Source organism: Kitasatospora sp. NPDC057738 (genome assembly GCF_042798815.1).
GTDB classification, from domain to species: Bacteria; Actinomycetota; Actinomycetes; order Streptomycetales; family Streptomycetaceae; genus Kitasatospora; species Kitasatospora lactacystinica.
In genome coordinates this window covers 66,029-82,048 of record NZ_JBHVJT010000040.1, presented here as the reverse complement: position 1 = coordinate 82,048, position 16,020 = coordinate 66,029, and the positions used below count along the sequence as shown (strand labels likewise).

General features: G+C 73.1%; 13 protein-coding genes. 9 read left to right on the top strand and 4 right to left on the bottom strand.

The annotated features are described in order from the left end of the window. Window positions 1–270 precede the first annotated feature (270 nt). A complete protein-coding gene (locus tag ACFVGO_RS22155; protein ID WP_380356847.1) occupies window positions 271–1,140 on the top strand; it encodes an Fpg/Nei family DNA glycosylase in 870 nt (289 codons plus the stop codon). 51 nt (window positions 1,141–1,191) lie between these two features. Here ACFVGO_RS22155 and ACFVGO_RS22150 read toward each other — a convergent pair whose 3' ends face one another. Further along, on the bottom strand, window positions 1,192–2,052 hold the full coding sequence (locus tag ACFVGO_RS22150; RefSeq protein ID WP_359904884.1) for an SAM-dependent methyltransferase: 861 nt from the start codon (window positions 2,050–2,052) through the stop codon (window positions 1,192–1,194). 481 nt (window positions 2,053–2,533) lie between these two features. Here ACFVGO_RS22150 and ACFVGO_RS22145 point away from each other — a divergent pair, with 481 nt between their 5' ends. The 6 genes from ACFVGO_RS22145 to ACFVGO_RS22120 all read left to right on the top strand — a co-directional run bounded on the left by ACFVGO_RS22145 (window position 2,534) and on the right by ACFVGO_RS22120 (window position 9,430). Continuing rightward, window positions 2,534–3,169, top strand: a complete 636-nt coding sequence (locus ACFVGO_RS22145; protein WP_380633559.1) for a polysaccharide deacetylase family protein — start codon at window positions 2,534–2,536, stop codon at window positions 3,167–3,169. A gap of 166 nt (window positions 3,170–3,335) precedes the next feature. Then, window positions 3,336–3,662: a hypothetical protein gene (locus tag ACFVGO_RS22140; protein WP_359904875.1), complete on the top strand. Its 327-nt coding sequence runs from the start codon at window positions 3,336–3,338 to the stop codon at window positions 3,660–3,662. Between the two features lie 158 nt (window positions 3,663–3,820). Then, on the top strand, window positions 3,821–4,903 hold the full coding sequence (locus ACFVGO_RS22135; protein WP_380633557.1) for a class I SAM-dependent methyltransferase: 1,083 nt from the start codon (window positions 3,821–3,823) through the stop codon (window positions 4,901–4,903). A gap of 200 nt (window positions 4,904–5,103) precedes the next feature. Continuing rightward, window positions 5,104–5,976: a sulfurtransferase gene (locus tag ACFVGO_RS22130; RefSeq protein WP_380633555.1), complete on the top strand. Its 873-nt coding sequence runs from the start codon at window positions 5,104–5,106 to the stop codon at window positions 5,974–5,976. 205 nt (window positions 5,977–6,181) lie between these two features. Then, a complete protein-coding gene (locus ACFVGO_RS22125) occupies window positions 6,182–7,726 on the top strand; it encodes a M1 family metallopeptidase (protein ID WP_380633553.1) in 1,545 nt (514 codons plus the stop codon). Between the two features lie 162 nt (window positions 7,727–7,888). Next, on the top strand, window positions 7,889–9,430 hold the full coding sequence (locus tag ACFVGO_RS22120; protein WP_359904863.1) for a M1 family metallopeptidase: 1,542 nt from the start codon (window positions 7,889–7,891) through the stop codon (window positions 9,428–9,430). A gap of 66 nt (window positions 9,431–9,496) precedes the next feature. Here ACFVGO_RS22120 and ACFVGO_RS22115 read toward each other — a convergent pair whose 3' ends face one another. The 3 genes from ACFVGO_RS22115 to ACFVGO_RS22105 form a co-directional block, all read right to left on the bottom strand. Beyond that, window positions 9,497–10,306 (bottom strand): AAC(3) family N-acetyltransferase, encoded by an 810-nt coding sequence (locus tag ACFVGO_RS22115; protein ID WP_359904860.1) that lies wholly within the window; start codon window positions 10,304–10,306, stop codon window positions 9,497–9,499. Between the two features lie 169 nt (window positions 10,307–10,475). Then, window positions 10,476–11,579: an alkene reductase gene (locus ACFVGO_RS22110; protein ID WP_359904857.1), complete on the bottom strand. Its 1,104-nt coding sequence runs from the start codon at window positions 11,577–11,579 to the stop codon at window positions 10,476–10,478. A 34-nt stretch (window positions 11,580–11,613) separates the two neighbouring features. Continuing rightward, a complete protein-coding gene (locus ACFVGO_RS22105) occupies window positions 11,614–12,945 on the bottom strand; it encodes a condensation domain-containing protein (protein WP_380633549.1) in 1,332 nt (443 codons plus the stop codon). A gap of 280 nt (window positions 12,946–13,225) precedes the next feature. On the opposite strand from ACFVGO_RS22105, the gene ACFVGO_RS22100 reads away from it, so the two are divergent. Beyond that, window positions 13,226–14,530, top strand: coding sequence for an MFS transporter (locus ACFVGO_RS22100; protein WP_359904851.1), 1,305 nt, complete (start codon window positions 13,226–13,228; stop codon window positions 14,528–14,530). Between the two features lie 230 nt (window positions 14,531–14,760). Then, entirely contained in the window at window positions 14,761–15,876 is a 1,116-nt protein-coding gene (locus ACFVGO_RS22095; protein ID WP_380633547.1) for an oxygenase MpaB family protein, read from the top strand. Window positions 15,877–16,020: the final 144 nt, after the last annotated feature.

The following is a 16,020-nucleotide window of genomic DNA, read 5'->3' as shown; positions in this document are numbered from 1 at the left end:
ATTTTCAGACTGCCGACCCTGTGGGTGGGGCGCTGGGCGTCGTTGGCAGTCTGAAAATCACCCGTCACGCCCCTCTCCGCACCCACCCCCTGCGCCGCCCCCTTCCGCAGCGCGTCCCTCTCGCGGGGGCCTTGTTGGGGAGGGGGGCACCTTTGCGGTGGGGGTGGGGGTGGGGGCGCTCCTCTCGGGGGGCGGGTGGGGGTGCTCTCGGGGGAGGGGGTGGGGGCGGGTGGGGGTGCTGGTCTTGGTGGGGTGGGGGAGACTGGGCGCATGCCGGAGCTGCCCGAGGTCGAGGCGTTGAGTGTCTTTTTGTCCGAGCGGTTGATCGGGCGGGTGATCGCTCGGGTGCAGCCGGTGGCGATCAGTGCGTTGAAGACGTACGAACCGCCGGTGACGGCGTTGGAGGGGCGGACGGTCGGGGCGGTGGGCAGGCGCGGGAAGTTCCTGGACGTCGAGGCCGAGGGGCTGCACCTGGTGGTCCACCTGGCCCGGGCCGGTTGGCTGCGGTGGAAGGAGGGCCTGCCCGTCGAGCCGCCGCGGCCGGGGCCGCGCAACCCGTTGGCGTTGCGGGTGCGGCTGGCGGGTGAGGCCGGGGACGGGTTCGACCTCACCGAGGCGGGGTCGAAGAAGGGGCTGGCGGTGTACGTGGTGCGGGACCCGGCGGAGGTGCCGGGGGTGGCCCGGCTCGGGCCGGACCCGCTGGACCCGGCGTTCACCCTGGCGGACTTCGCGGCGCTGCTGCACGGCGAGCGGCGGCGGCTCAAGGGCGTGCTGCGGGACCAGGGTGTGCTGGCGGGGGTGGGCAACGCCTACTCGGACGAGGTGCTGCACGCGGCCCGGATGTCGCCGTACAAGCTCGCCGGGAGCCTGACGGAGGACGAGGTGGCCCGGCTGTACGAGGCGCTGGGCGGCACGCTGCGCGAGGCGGTGGAGCGTTCGCGCGGGCTGGCGGCGGGGGAGCTGAAGGCGGAGAAGAAGCTCGGGCTGCGGGTGCACGGCCGGACCGGTCAGCCCTGCCCGGTCTGCGGGGACACGATTCGTGAGGTGTCCTTCGCGGACTCCTCGTTCCAGTACTGCCCGACCTGCCAGACCGGGGGCAGGCCGCTGGCGGACCGGCGGCTGTCGCGGCTGCTGAAGTGACGGCCGCGGTGGGTGGGACGGTTCGCGGCCGTCCCACCCGGCGTTCGTCGGTCAGCGCTTGATGGCGACGCCGCCCCAGTAGTACGCGGCCTTCGGGTCGGCCGGGGGCTCGCCGTCCGGGCGCCAGGCCAGCACCGGGGCGACGCCCGGCTCGACCAGGTCCCAGCCGTCGAAGAAGCGGACCACGTCGTCGTAGCCGCGCGGGACCAGGGTCATCCCGCCGGCCCGGGCGGCTTCGGCGACCTTGCCGACGGCCTCCGGGTCGAAGTCCGGGGTCGGGGTGGTCAGGGCGATGCAGCTGCCGGCCGGAAGGGCGTCGCGCAGCGCGGCCACCCGGCCCCACGGGTCGTCCTCGTCGGCGATCAGCATCAGGACGGCGATCATCAGCAGGCCGACCGGCTGGGTGAGGTCGAGGGTGGCGGTGAGCGCCGGGTCGGCGAACAGCTCCTCGGGCTTGCGCAGGTCGGCGTGGATGTAGGTGGTGCGGCTGGCCGGGCTGGAGACCATCAGCGCGCGGGCGTGGGCGAGCACGATCGGGTCGTTGTCGACGTAGACCACCCGGGTCCCGGGGCTGACCGCCTCGGCGATCTCGTGGGTGTTCGGCGAGGTCGGGATGCCGGTGCCGAGGTCGAGGAACTGGCGGATGCCGTGCTCCCGGGCCAGGTGGCGCACGGCCCGGCCCTGGAACGCCCGGTTGGCCTTGGCCATCGCCTTGACGCTGGGAACGGCCTGCTCGATGGCCTGCCCCATGGCGCGGTCCGGCGGGAAGTTGGTCTTCCCGCCCAGCCAGTAGTCGTACACGCGCGCAGAGTGCGGGGCGGTGGTGTCGACGCCGAAACGTTCCCACTGGCTGAGCTCGGGGGAGTCGCCGTCCTGCGGGCCCGGGCGGGGGGAGTCCTGACTTGTCGTCATGGCCACGTCCTCTGATGGCAGATCATCACACTGGGGAAGGCACAGCGTAGCGGTCCGGACAGGAGGTGGAGCGTCCGGTCGGGGAAGATCCGTGGAAGATCTCCGGAAGCGGGGTGGACGGCCGATGGCCCTGGGCCGTCGGAGTGGTGATCGGGGCCGTCGGAGTTGCCCCCGGGAGGGGCGGCGACGGCCGGGGCATGCATCCACAATGCTGTCAGATCGTCAGATTACTTCGCGCAGATTGCTACTGGTTGCGGCGGGAATGTCCCTCCTGGGCACGGCTGCCGGATGTCGGAGCTACGTGGGCGGCGGGGAGGGCGGAGCCGCGGACGGGGCGGGCGGCGGCGCCGCCCGGTCCGCCCCGGTGGGGCCCGAGGGGGCGCCGGGAGGGCCGGGTGCCGCACCGGCCACGGCCGCCGCGCCGGCGGTGACCCCGGGGGGCACGCCGTCCGCGGCGTCCTCGTCGGCGCCGCCGTCCGCCGTGCCGAGTGCGGTGCCCGTGCGCCGGGTGCTCACCGAGGCGGAGGCCAAGCCGGTGTACGACCTGGACCCGGAGCGGCGGGTGGTGGCGCTCACCATCGACGACGGCCCGGACCCCCGCCACACGCCGACCGTGCTGACGCTGCTGGAGCAGTACGGGATCAGGGCGACGTTCTTCCTGATCGGCGAGAACGCGGTCGAGCACCCCGCCCTGGTGCGGGAGATCGCGGACCGCGGCCACCACATCGCCAACCACACCTGGACCCACCCGGACCTGCGGCACCTGTCCGAGGCCAAGGTGCGGGACGAGCTGGAGCGCACCTCCGACCTGCTGCACCGCACCACCGGCCGGCAGCCCACCTGGTTCCGCGCGCCGGGCGGGGACTGGTCCGCGGCCTCGCTCAAGGTGGCCGCCGACCTCGGGATGCGGAACATGGCCTGGTCGGTGGACCCGAGGGACTGGGCCCGGCCCGGCACCTCGGCGATCATCGACCGGATCCTCAAGAACGTCCGGCCCGGGTCGATCGTGCTCAACCACGACGGCGGCGGGGACCGCTCGCAGACGGTGGCGGCGCTGAAGGCGTACCTGCCGGTGCTCGTCGACTCGGGGTACTACTTCACCGCTCCGCCGAACTGACGGGGTTTCCGGTGGACCTCCGCAGAGTGACGGGTAGCGGTTTTAACCTTTAAACCACTCGAATAGGTGGATTAGAAGAACCGTTTTTGCGGATTTTGGGCCTCTAGGGTGATCTCGCACCGATGAATCCGGGTACCGCCGGGTACCACCTGAAAGGCCCTCACCCATGCGTCTCCGCAACGCCGTGCTCGCCGCCGCCAGCGCCGTCGCCCTCGTCCTCGCCGTTCCCTTCTCCGCCAACGCCGCGGAGGGCGATTTCCTCTACAAGGTCGGCCCCGGGGTCATCACCGGCCTCGCCGACCCGCAGAGCCGCGAGTGCATCGACCTGCCGTGGACGACCGAGGACGCTCCGGGCTTCGCGCCGGAAAACCTCACCCGCTCCACGGCCACGGTCTACCTGGACTTCGGCTGCACGGGAGACGTGTTCTACGTCATGAACCCCGGCAAGAAGCTCGGCGACCGGCTGAAGCTGCGCTCCGTCGTCTTCTCCTGAGCGGACCGTCACCGCTGATCCGAACGGTCCGGCGCCGCGTCGGGAGCCGCCGGACCATCCGCCGAACGGCCCCACCGCCTGTGCTGTGGGGCCGTTCGGGTGAGCGGCGTAGCGTGACTGAGGAGGGGGGCGCCGTCCCGGCCGCGGAGGAGGAAGTCATGTCCGTACGGGAACTGGACGCGGTGAGACAGGAGGCCTTCGGCGGGCGCGTGCTGCAGGTCCTCAACGACGCCTGCCTGGGACTGATGGTCAGCATCGGCCACCAGACCGGGCTGTTCGACCTGATGGCCGGACTCGCCCCCTCGACCGGCGAGGAGATCGCGCGGGCCGCCGGACTGAACGAGCGCTACGTGCGCGAGTGGCTCGGCTGCATGGTCGTCGCCGGCTTCGTGGAGTACGACCCGCAGGAGCGCGCCTACGTGCTGCCGCCCGAGCACGCGGCGTCACTGACCAGGGCGGCCGGGCCGGACAACCTGGCCGGGATGACGCCCTTCCTCGCGATGATGGGCGAGGTCGAACAGGAACTGCTCGGGCACTTCCGCACCGGCGGCGGCATGCCGTACTCGGCGTACCCGCGCTTCCAGCGGCTCCAGGCCGAGGAGACCGCCCGGGTGTACGACCTGGCGCTGGTGGACGCGATCGTGCCGTTGGCGGACGGGCTGACCGAGCGGCTGCGGGCCGGGATCGACGCGGTGGACGTCGGCACCGGGCAGGGGCACGCCGTCACGGTGCTCGCCCGGGCCTTCCCGGAGAGCCGGTTCACCGGCATCGACATCTCCGCCGAGGGGATCGCCGCCGCCCGCGCGGCGGCGGCCGAACTGGGCCTGCGCAACGCCCGGTTCGAGGTCGCCGACTCGGCCGGACTGACCGGGGAGTACGACCTGGTCACCGCCTTCGACGTGATCCACGACCTGGCCCGCCCGACCCGCACGCTGGCCGCCGTCGCGGGCGCGCTGCGGCCCGACGGCGTCTTCCTGATGGGCGACATCGCCGCCAGCAGCGAGCTGGCGGAGAACATCGGCCACCCGCTGGCGCCCGCGCTCTACACCTTCTCGACCTTCTACTGCATGACGGTCTCGCTCGGTGAGGGCGGGGAGGGCCTCGGGACGGTCTGGGGCGAGCAGACGGCCCGGCGGATGCTGGCGGTGGCCGGGTTCCGCTCGGTCGAGGCGAAGCGGGTCGAGGGGGACGTGCTGAACCTGTACTACGTGGCGCGGCTCGACGGCGCGGCGCAGGGCTGACGGCGCACGGGCGGGCTTCCCGGGCGGGGGCCCGGGCGGATCCCGCGGCCGGGGTGGCCGGGGCCGGCCGGGCGGCGTAGGTTCGAACTGTCCGGCCCGGTCGCCGGCGCCTCGCCGTGCCCGTACGCCCTGCCGTCCTCGTGCGGCCCGCCGTGCCCCGTCGGGCGCAGCAACCTGGGCAGAGCGAAGGAGGGCCTGGGATGACCGGCAACGGCTACGCGCACCCCGAGGCGTTGGTCCGCACCGAATGGCTGGCCCAGCACCTGGACGACGGGACGATCAGGGTCGTCGAGGTGGACGAGGACACCGAGGCCTACGACCGGGACCACATCCCCGGCGCGGTCGGCTGGAACTGGACCACCGACCTGCACAGCCAGGTCGGCCGGGACTACGTCGACCGCGAGGGCGTCCAGCACCTGCTGCGGGCGGCCGGGGTCGAGGACGACACCACCGTGGTGCTCTACGGCGGCAACAACAACTGGTTCGCCGCCTACGCCTACTGGCTGCTGCGGCTGCGCGGCTACGGGCCGGTGCGGCTGCTGGACGGCGGGCGCAAGAAGTGGGAGCTGGAGGGGCGGGAGCTCACCCCCGAGGTGATGGACTACCAGCACACCGGCTACCGGATCGGCGGGCCCGAACGGCCGGAGCTGCGGGCGCTGCGGGACGAGGTCCTGGCCAAGGCGGAGGTGTTCGCCAAGCCCGGGGCGGACGCGGTGCTGGTGGACGTCCGCTCGCCGGCCGAGTTCCGGGGCGAGCTGATCGCGCCCCCGCACCTTCCGCAGGAGCAGGCGCAGGTGCCCGGGCACATCCCGGGCGCGGTCAACGTCCCCTGGTCGCAGGCGGCCAACGACGACGGGTCGTTCCGTTCGGCGGAGGAGCTGCGGGAGCTGTACGCGGGGAGGGGCGTGGAAGCGGAGCGCGAGGTGATCGCGTACTGCCGGATCGGCGAGCGCTCCGCGCACACCTGGTTCGCGCTCACCGAGCTGCTCGGGTACCCGCACGTGAAGAACTACGACGGCTCGTGGACGGAGTACGGCTCGCTGGTGCGGGCGCCGGTGACGCTCGGAGCGTGAGTGGCGGGTGGGGCGGGGGTTACGGGTGGGGTGCGGGTGGCGGGTGGGGCCCGCGGGACGGTGTGACGGCTTCGCGGCAGCGCTGCGAAGCCGTCATGTCGGCGGGTTTCTTTTCATGAACATCTCACAATTTGGGAGTGGACGGGGCGCACCCGGGACAAGGATCGATCCAACCCCATCGTTCCGGTGATCCCTGGAGGACCACGTGCGCAAGAGGCTGATCGTCTCTGCTGCCAGTGCCCTGAGCCTGTTCCTGGCCGTCCCCGCTTCCGCTTCCGACTTCCAACCCGGCGCGGCCGGGGTCGGCGACCCGTACTACCCGAGCTACGGCAACGGCGGCTACCGCGTCTCCCACTACGACATCCGGCTGAAGTACCAGCCCGCCACCGACGAACTGGAGGGCACCACGACCATCCTCGCCACGGCGACCCAGAACCTCTCCCGGTTCAACCTCGACTTCGCGCTGAACGTCTCCGAGGTCCGGGTCAACGGGCGGCCCGCGGCCTTCGCCACCAGCGGCGAGCAGGAACTGGAGATCACCCCCGCCCGGCCGCTCGCCAAGGGTGCCCAGGCCACCGTGGTGGTGCGCTACAAGGGCGTGCCGTCCACCGTGAAGCGGTACGGCTTCACCAGCTGGCACCGCACGCCGGACGGCGGGATCGCGGCGAACGAGCCCGAGGCGGCCTGGTGGTGGTTCCCGAGCAACGACCACCCGAGCGACAAGGCCACCTACGACGTCTCGGTCCTCGTGCCGGACGGCACCCAGGCGATCAGCAACGGCGTGCTGACCGGCACCACCTCCCAGGCGGGCTGGACCCGGTACAGCTGGCGGGAGAACAAGCCGCAGGCGACGTACCTGGCCACGCTGGCGATCGGCAAGTTCGACGTCACCCGGGACACCACGGCGAGCGGGCTGCCGGTCTACAACGCGTACAGCAAGGACCTCGGGGAGAACGCCGACGCGGCCCGGGCGAGCGTCGAGCGCACCGGCGAGCTGGTGGACTGGCTGAGCGGCTACTTCGGCGAGTACCCGTTCAGCTCCGTCGGCGGCTACGTCCCCAATGTGCCGACCGGCTACGCCCTGGAGACCCAGACCCGGATCTTCTACAGCCCCCGGCAGTTCGCCAAGGGCTCCAACACCTCCGTGGTCGTGCACGAGCTGGCCCACCAGTGGTACGGCGACAGCGTCTCGCTCTCCCGCTGGAGCGACATCTGGCTGAACGAGGGCTTCGCCCGGTACGCGCAGTTCCTCTGGTCGGAGCACGAGAACGAGGGCACCGCGCAGGAACTGGCGGACTACGTCTACGCCTCGCACCCGGCCGACGACCCGTTCTGGAAGATCAAGCCGGGCGACCCGGGCCCGGACGACCAGTTCTCCGGTGCGGTCTACGAGCGCGGTGCGGTGGCCGTCCAGGCGCTGCGCAACGCCGTCGGGGACGAGAAGTTCTTCCAGATCCTGAAGGGCTGGCCCACCGAGCGCCGCTACGGCAACGCCACCATCGCGGAGTTCCAGGCCTACGCCGAGAAGGTCTCCGGGAAGAAGCTCGGCGACGTGCTGAACACCTGGCTGTTCACCCCGAGCAAGCCCGCGGTCGGACCGGTGCCGCCGGGCACCGCTGCCGCGGCCTCCGCCTCGGCCTCGCCGGCGCCGGGCGCTGACGCCGGCCGGGACGCGGGGCAGCCCCCGGCCGAGCCGAAGTCCTGGAAGAAGATCCAGGAGACCAACTCGGTGCACGAGGCCCATAGCTGACGACATGTCGGACCGGTCGGGCGACGGCTCCGCGGCACCGCTGCGGAGCCGTCGTTTCGGCGCGTTTCTTTTCATGAAGATCTCACGATCGGGGAGTGGGCGAGGGGTTGACGGGAGAAGGATCGATTCGACCCGTCGTTCCGGTGATTCCTGGAGGACCATGTGCGCAAGAGGCTGATCGTCTCCGCTGCCAGTGCCCTGAGCCTGTTCCTGGCCGTTCCCGCTTCCGCTTCCGACTTCCAACCCGGGGCGGACGGGGTCGGGGACCCGTACTACCCGACCCTCGGCAACGGCGGGTACAGCGTGTCGCACTACGACATCCGGCTGAAGTACCAGCCCGCCACCGACGAGCTGGAGGGCACCACGACGATCCTGGCCACGGCGACCCAGGACCTCTCCCGGTTCAACCTCGACTTCGCGCTGAAGGTCTCCGAGGTCCGGGTCAACGGGCGGCCCGCGGCCTTCGCCACCAGCGGCGATCAGGAGCTGGAGATCACCCCTGCCCGGCCGCTGGCCAAGGGCGCCCAGGCCACCGTGGTGGTGCGGTACAAGGATGTGCCGTCCACCGTGGAGAAGTACGGCGGCTACACCGCCTGGCGCCGTACCCCGGACGGTGCGGTGGTGGCCGGCGAGCCCGTGTCGGCCGGCTGGTGGTTCCCGAGCAACGACCACCCGAGCGACAAGGCGACCTTCGACGTCTCGGTGCTGGTGCCGGACGGCAACCAGGTGATCAGCAACGGCGTGCTGACCGGCACCAGCTCGCAGGCGGGCTGGACCCGGTACAGCTGGCGGGAGAACAAGCCGCAGGCGACCTATCTGGCCACGCTGGCGATCGGCAAGTTCGACGTCACCCGGGACACCACGGCGAGCGGGCTGCCGGTCTACAACGCGTACAGCAAGGATCTGGGTGACAACGCCGCCGCGGCGCGGGCGAGTATCGAGCGCACCGGCGAGCTGGTGGACTGGCTGAGCGGCTACTTCGGCGAGTACCCGTTCAGCTCCGTCGGCGGCTACGTCGCCAACACCTCCTCCAGTGGCGCCCTGGAGACCCAGACCCGGGTCTCCTACGGCCCCGGGCTGTTCGCCAGGGGCACCAATACGTCGGTGGTCGTGCACGAGCTGGCCCACCAGTGGTACGGCGACAGCGTCTCGCTCTCCCGCTGGTCCGACATCTGGCTGAACGAGGGCTTCGCCGAGTATTCGCAGTTCCTCTGGTCCGAGCACGAGAACGAGGGCACCGCGCAGGAACTGGCCGACTACATCTACGCCTCACGTCCGGCCGACGACCCGTTCTGGACCGTCAAGCCGGGCGACCCGGGTGAGGACAACCAGTTCTCCCTCGCGGTGTACTACCGCGGCGCGCTGGCCATCCAGGCGCTGCGCAACGCCGTCGGGGACGAGAAGTTCTTCCAGATCCTGAAGGGCTGGCCCACCGAGCGCCGCTACGGCAACGCCACCATTCCGGAATTCCAGGCCTACGCCGAGAAGGTCTCCGGGAAGGAGCTCGGGGACCTGCTGAACACCTGGCTGTTCACCCCGAGCAAGCCCGCGGTCGGACCGGTGCCGCCGGGCACCGCTGCCGCGGCCTCTGCCTCGCCGGCGCCGGGCGCGGACGCCGGCCGGGACGCGGGGCAGCCGCCGGCCGAGCCGAAGTCCTGGAAGAAGATCCAGGAGAGCAGCTCGGTGCACGAGGGACGTCACTGACGGCAGGGCCGCACAGGAGGATCGGGCCGGCGGTTCCGCGCGCACGGCGGGGACCGTCGGCCCGGCCTATGCCGCTCCGGGGCCGTCGGCCGCCAGCAGTTCGGTGAGGCGGCGGACGGCGAAGGGTATGAGCTCGCGGACCGGGACCAGGCGGCAGGCCGCCTCGCCGACCAGCACCTCGCGGATGCCCGCCCTCTTCTCGAACTCCCGCCCCACGACCGGGAAGTGGGTGTCGTTGTCGTCCGCCACGTCCGGTGCCTCGATCCAGACCCGCTCGCCCTGGATCGCCATCGGGAAGCGGCGGAGCTTGAGCCGGCGGTTGGGCGCGAAGGTCTCCGCGTAGTGCAGGAAGGTGTTGCGGTTGTGGCCGACGCCGACCAGCAGCACGTACCCGCCGAGGTCGTGCAGCGCGCCGAAGGGCGACTCCCGGCCGACGGCGAAGCCGAGCGAGCGCCGGGCGGTGACCTCCCGGGCGTGTGCGCCCACGGCGGCGACCGATACCTGCGGGTGGGTGCTGCGCAGGCTCTCCGGCAGGGTGCGCAGAGCCTCCGCCACCGCGCCCGTGGCGGAGGGCAGCCCGGAGTGGAACAGCGGTACGGCGGAGCGGAGTTCGGCCACTTCGGGGCCGGGGGCGCCGCTGTGCCCGGGGGCCGGGTCACGGACCGTGTCGGAGGTGAAGGTGGGCGCGGCGACGGTGCCGCCGGGCCCGACCGCCTCTCGCAGGCTGGCCACCACGGCCGCCGCGCCGCCCTCGACCCGGCCGAGGCTGGAGAGCGAGGAGTGCACGATCAGCGCCATGCCCTCGCGGACGCCCGCCCGGTGCCAGCCCTCCACGAGATCGGCGGTGGTGAGCGGGCCGGTGCCCGGTGTGGTCATGGTGCCCCCTGCGGTGCTGTTCGTGCTGGGATCGTTCGGGGCCGACCATAGCGGGTGGCACTGACAGTCGGTCAGGACGGGGGTGCCGTCCGTCGGTCCGCGGGCCGGAGGCCGGGTCGGAACCCGGTCCGGATCGCGGGTCGGTGCGCTATCCGGCTCACGATCCGGCTCACGGTCGGACGGCCGGTCGCAGGCGCGGGTAGTCGGTGTAGCCGGTGGCCTCCTGGCCGTAGAGGTGGGTGGGGTCGACGGGGGCGAGCGGGGCGTACGCGGCGAACCGTTCCGGCAGATCGGGGTTGGCGATGAAGGCGCGGCCGTAGGAGACCAGGTCGGCCAGGCCGGCGGCGAGCACCGCCTCGCCGCGCTCGCGGTCGGTGGCGGCGCGGTTCTCGCCGACGTTGCCGATCAGCGGGCCGGACCAGCGCGGTCGCAGGTCGGCCAGGGCCGGGTAGTCGTCGTTGTCGGTGAGGTGGAGGTAGGCCAGGCCGAGGGCGTCGAGTTCGCCGAGCAGCGCGCGGTAGACCGGCGCGGGGTCGGCCTCGTGCATGCCGAACTGCGGGTTGCCGGGGGACAGTCGCAGGCCGAGGCGGTCGGGGCCGACGGCCTCGGCGACGGCGGTGACCAGCTCGATCGGGAAGCGCAGCCGGTCGGCGAGGGTGCGCGGGCCGTACTCGTCGGTGCGCAGGTTGGTGTTGTCGGCCAGGAACTGGTGGATCAGGTAGGAGTTGGCGCCGTGGAGTTCGACGGCGTCGAAGCCGGCGTCGAGGGCCAGGCGGGCGGAGGCGACGTGGTCGGCGACGGTGCGGTGGATCTCCTCGCGGGTCATGGCGCGCGGGGTGACGGCCTCGGCCTTGCCGCCGTCCTTGACGTGCACCGGGCCCGGGGCGGGGACGGCGGAGGGGCCGGCCGGGACGTCGCCGAGCAGCCGGTTGAGCGGGTGGCCCTGGCGTCCGCCGTGCATCAGCTGGGCGACGATCCGGCCGCCGGCGGCGTGCACGGCCCCGGTCACCGCGCGCCAGCCGGCCACGTGCGCGGGCGTCTCCAGGCCGGGCAGGCGCCAGCCGGACTGGCCCTGCCGGCTGGGCCAGATGCCCTCGGTGACGATCAGGCCGGCGCTCGCGCGCTGGGCGTAGTGCTCGGCGACGACGGGCAGGGGCGTACCGTCCTCGGCGGCCCGGTACCGCGTCATCGGGGCCATGACGACGCGGTTCGGCAGGTCGAGCCGGCCGAGGCGGTACGGGGTGAGCAGGGTTGCGGTGGCGGTGGTGGTCATGCCGGTACGGTAGAACCTGACATCAGTGTCAGGTTCAAGCGCGCTCGGCGGCCTCGGTGAGGATCAACTCCTCGATGCCGCAGAGGAACCGTTCCATCGCGGTGCGCGGGAGCAGGGACGGGTCCGCCGTCATGGCCAGGCTCAGTGCCTCGGCGGACTGCAGGACGTCCAGGGCGTAGGTCAGGCCGGGGCGCGGTTCGAACTCCACCGGCCAGGTGAGCGTGGTCCGGTCCTCGCCGGGGTCGGCCGCCACCGGGAGGAGCTCCCGGGTGTCGTTGAACACGCAGGAGCGGTCCGCGAGTCGGACGCCCTCGGCGGTCAGTCGCGCGACCTCGGCGGCCAGGGCAGACCTGTCGTAGTACGCGTGCCGGTAGGTGCCGATCGCCGCGGCGTGGGTCCGGCGCACCACCTCGCCGAACTCGGCCGTGGCGTCCGGAAGGCGGAACAGGCCGTCGCCCGCGACCACGCTCACCGCGTCGGCCAGTTCGGGCAGGAAGCGGTTGTTGACCACGACGTTCAGCACGGCCTCGGTCGAGCCGGCGAGCCGGGCGGTCATCGCCGCCGTCGCGGCGAGCAGAACCGAGCCCGTGCTGACCCGGTGCCTGGCCGCCACCCGCTCGACGGCCCGGGGCAGGGCGGGGGAGCGGAGCACCGCGTTCGGGAACCGGGCGGGCTGCTCGGCGGCCGGCGGGAAGAGCCGGTCCGGGCCCAGCCGGAGCTTGCGCACGAACTGCTTGCGGGCCGCCGCATCGCGCTGCAGGCCCCGGTCGGAGGTCTGGAACTCGGCCTCCTCCAGCGGCTGTCGGGTGGATCGGCGCAGCTCAGCCAGCTCCTCGGGCGAGCCGCCGAGGCAGAGCGCGGCCAGGTCGGCGACCAGCCGGCTCATTCCGGAGCCGTCCACCGCGGTGTGCGAGAGCACCAGGCTGACGTGCCGGACCAGCCCGTCCGCCGTCACCGCGCCGATCCGCAGCGGCCACTGGACGGCGGTGTCGAAGGCCTGGGCCGCCAGTTCCTCGTGCAGCCGGGCGCCTTGCCCGGCCGGGTCCTGGCCTTCCCCGGCGGTCAGCAGGTGGACGGCCAGGGTGCCTTCGCCGTCCACGGTCTGGCGGAGGTCGCCGGCCTCGTCCGGGAGCAGGCGGGTGTGCAGCGAGTCGTGCAGGTGCAGCAGCTGTTCCAGCGCGGTCAGCAGGACCGGCAGCGGCAGCCCCGGGTCCAGCGGCGCCGCGGTGGCGATGTTGTAGCGCGGCGCATCGGCCGGCGGCAGCTGTCGTACGGCGTCCCAGATGGCCCGTTGGCCCCAGGTGGCCGGGCCGGATCCGGTCCGGCCGGACGAGAAGGGGATCTCCAGAAGTTGACGAGTGGTCACCGATCGGCTCTCCGTGGTGCGGTGGTCGTTGAGTCGTGCCGGTGCGTTGGGAGCGCGGGTGCTGCTGGGGAGAGTGTGGCGCACCGCCCGCCGCGCGTCGAGGGCTGCGCGGGTGGCGCCGGTCGAGTGCGCGGGTCCGTCGAGGGGGCTGGGTGGAGCCTGCCGGCTCGTCGCCGCCGGCGGTCCCGGGGGTTCCAAAGGTCTCTTGACGTGAAGTATCTTGATGTCGAGATTGATGTCGATCGCGCGACGGGGGACTGCCATGCGGGGAAACGGACTGATGGCGCAGCTGCGGCGGCCGCCGGGCGGGCGGGACGCGCGGATCATGCTGCTGGCGCAGTGCGTCGACCGGACCGGCACGGGGGTGTGGGCGGCGGCCTCGGTGCTCTACTTCACCTATGCGTGCGGAATGGACGCGCGGCAGCTGGGGCTGCTGCTCGGGGTGGGGGCGGTGGCGGGGATCGCCGGGTCCCCGCTGGCCGGGCGGGCGGCCGAACGGGTCCCGGTGCGGTGGCTGCTGATCGGCTGCCACCTGCTGCGGCTGGGGGCGATGGGACTGCTCCTGGTGGTCGACGACTTCGGCGCGCTGCTGCCCGTGGTGGCCCTGATCTGCCTGGCCGAGCGGGCCGCCAAGACGCTGGAGATGCTGTTCGCGACCCGGGTGGCGGGCGAGCGGCGGGCCACCTACCAGGCACTGTTCCGCAGCGTGGCCAACGCCGGGTACGCGCTCGGCGCGGGCGTCGCCGCGATCGGACTGGCGGTGGGGACCGCGGGCGCCTACCGGGTGCTGATCGCGGCCAACGGGCTGTCCTACCTGCTGGCCGCCGTGCTGGTCCGGCGCACCCGGGAGCCGTCCGGGCGCGGCCTGGTCGCGGCGAAGGCCGGCGACCGGCCCGGCGGCGAGCCCGCCGGGACGCCGTCCGCCGTGCCGAGCCCCTGGCGCGACCGCGGCTACCTGCGGTTCGTCCTGCTGGACATGCCGCTGAACCTGGACGACTCGATCCTCAACGTCGGGCTGCCGCTCTGGCTGGTCCACCGCACCGGCGCGCCGCACGCCGTCGTCCCGGTCTTCCTGGTGCTCAACACGGTGCTCGTGGTGCTGCTGCAACTGCGGGTCTCGGCCTGGGCGGAGGGCGCGCTCGGGGCGGCCGCCGCGCTGCGCTGGTACGGGGTGACGGTGCTGGGCGGCTGTCTGCTGATCGTGCTCGCCACCGGCGCCGGGCCGGCCGTGGCCTCGGTCGCGCTGTTGGGCGCGGCGGTCCTGATCACCCTGGCGGAGCTGCTGCGCTCGGTGAGCTCCTGGGAGCTGGCGGTGGTGCTGGCCCCGCCGGGCGCCCGGGCCTCGTACCTGGGGGTCGCCGGGATGTCCCAGTCGGTGCAGAAGTCGGTCGGGCCGCTGCTGCTGACCGGAGTGGTGATGGCGGCCGGACCGCTCGGCTGGCTCGGTCTCGGCGCGGCCACCGTCGGTCTCGGCGCGCTCCAGCGCCGGGCCGCCCTGCGGCGGCTGGCGACGCTGGGCGGGGCGGCCGACGGCACCGTGGCCGAGCCGGCGCGTCCGGCCCCGGCGTCGGCCACGGCGGGCTGAGCCGATCCGGGGCCCGCGCCGGCCCGTGGAGCGGGCGTGCCGCTCGGCGGGCGGCGGCCGCCACCGGGCGGTGGCGGCGAACCGGCCGGCCCGGTCGAGGACCGTCGCCCCGTACGGGCGGAGGGCGGCCCGGGCGCGGTCGGCGCGCCCTCGTTCGGGTGAGGTTGCCGGGTCGGCCCGGAGCGCGGTGATACGTATACGGATCGCTTGTCGACTCGACGGAGGACCACATGGCCGCCAATGGCTGGACGGACGACCTGCTCGACCGGATGCGCAGCACCGGGGACCCGCTCGGGGACGCCGCCATCGCCGAGACCTACGCGCTGGGCCGGCAGGAGGAGGTGCGGCAGACACTGCTCGGCTTCGGCCGGAACAGCGACACCGTCCCCGCGGGGCTGCCGCCCAAGCTCCAGCAGTACTTCGAGGAGACCGCGGTCCTGCCCTCCTGGGCGGACCGGGAGCAGATGGAGCGCGGCCACCGGCTGCTCGGCCGCTACCAGCCGCTCATCGCCGCGATCCTGCTCTGCGGCTCGCTCCCGCTCTGCTACACCTGCGGCAACGGGGCCGAGGTGCTGGTCCGTTCGCAGCGCCTCACCTCCGGGGTGTACCGGCGGCTGGCGGAGACCTCGCAGTTCGTCGTCGACGTCCTCGACGACGACGGCCTGGGGCCGAGCGGCCACGGACTCCGCTCGGCGCAGAAGGTCCGGCTGCTGCACGCCACCATGCGCTACCACGTGTCCCAGCTGGGCGACTGGGACGCCGCCGCGCTGGGGGTGCCGGTCAACCAGGAGGACCTGGCCGGCACCCTGTTGAGCTTCTCGGTGCTGATCCCGCAGGGCTTGGGCGAGCTGGGCGTCGAGCTGCCGCCCGAGGACCGGGACGCCTACTTCCACATCTGGCGGGTGGTCGGCCACGTCCTGGGCGTCCACGAGCAGCTGAACCCGGCCAAGTTCGGCGACGGCGAGGCCCTGAAGGACACCGTCATCCGCCGGCAGCAGCGGCCCTCGGAGGCCGGGGCGGTGCTGACGAAGGGCGTGCTGGACTTCATCAAGGAGGTGCTGCCGGTCCCGCCGGGGGCGGGCCCCACGCTGATCCGGCACCTGATCGGGGACAGGTCCGCCGACGTCGTCAAGGTGCCCCCGGCGGACAGCCTCACCCGGCTGGGGCTGAGCGCCGCCGCCCTGCCCTCCTTCGGGTACGGCAAGACCGGCGACACCCTGCCGCCGCTCGCCGAACTGGCGAGCCGGCTGGGGCTGCTGGTCTTCAAGGAGGGGCTGCTGCTGACCAACAAGGGCCGGCGCCGGGAGTGGCAGGTGCCCACCGGACTGACCGACTCCTCGGCCTGATCCGTCCACCGTCCACCGTCCGTCGCCTGCCGCCTGCCGCCTGCCGCCTGCCGCCTGCCGTCCGTCGCCTGCCGCTCGCCGCCCGCGGCCGGTGGACAGAACAGGGCCTCCTGGGGGGGGAAACAACCCGGGGGCAGGGACCCA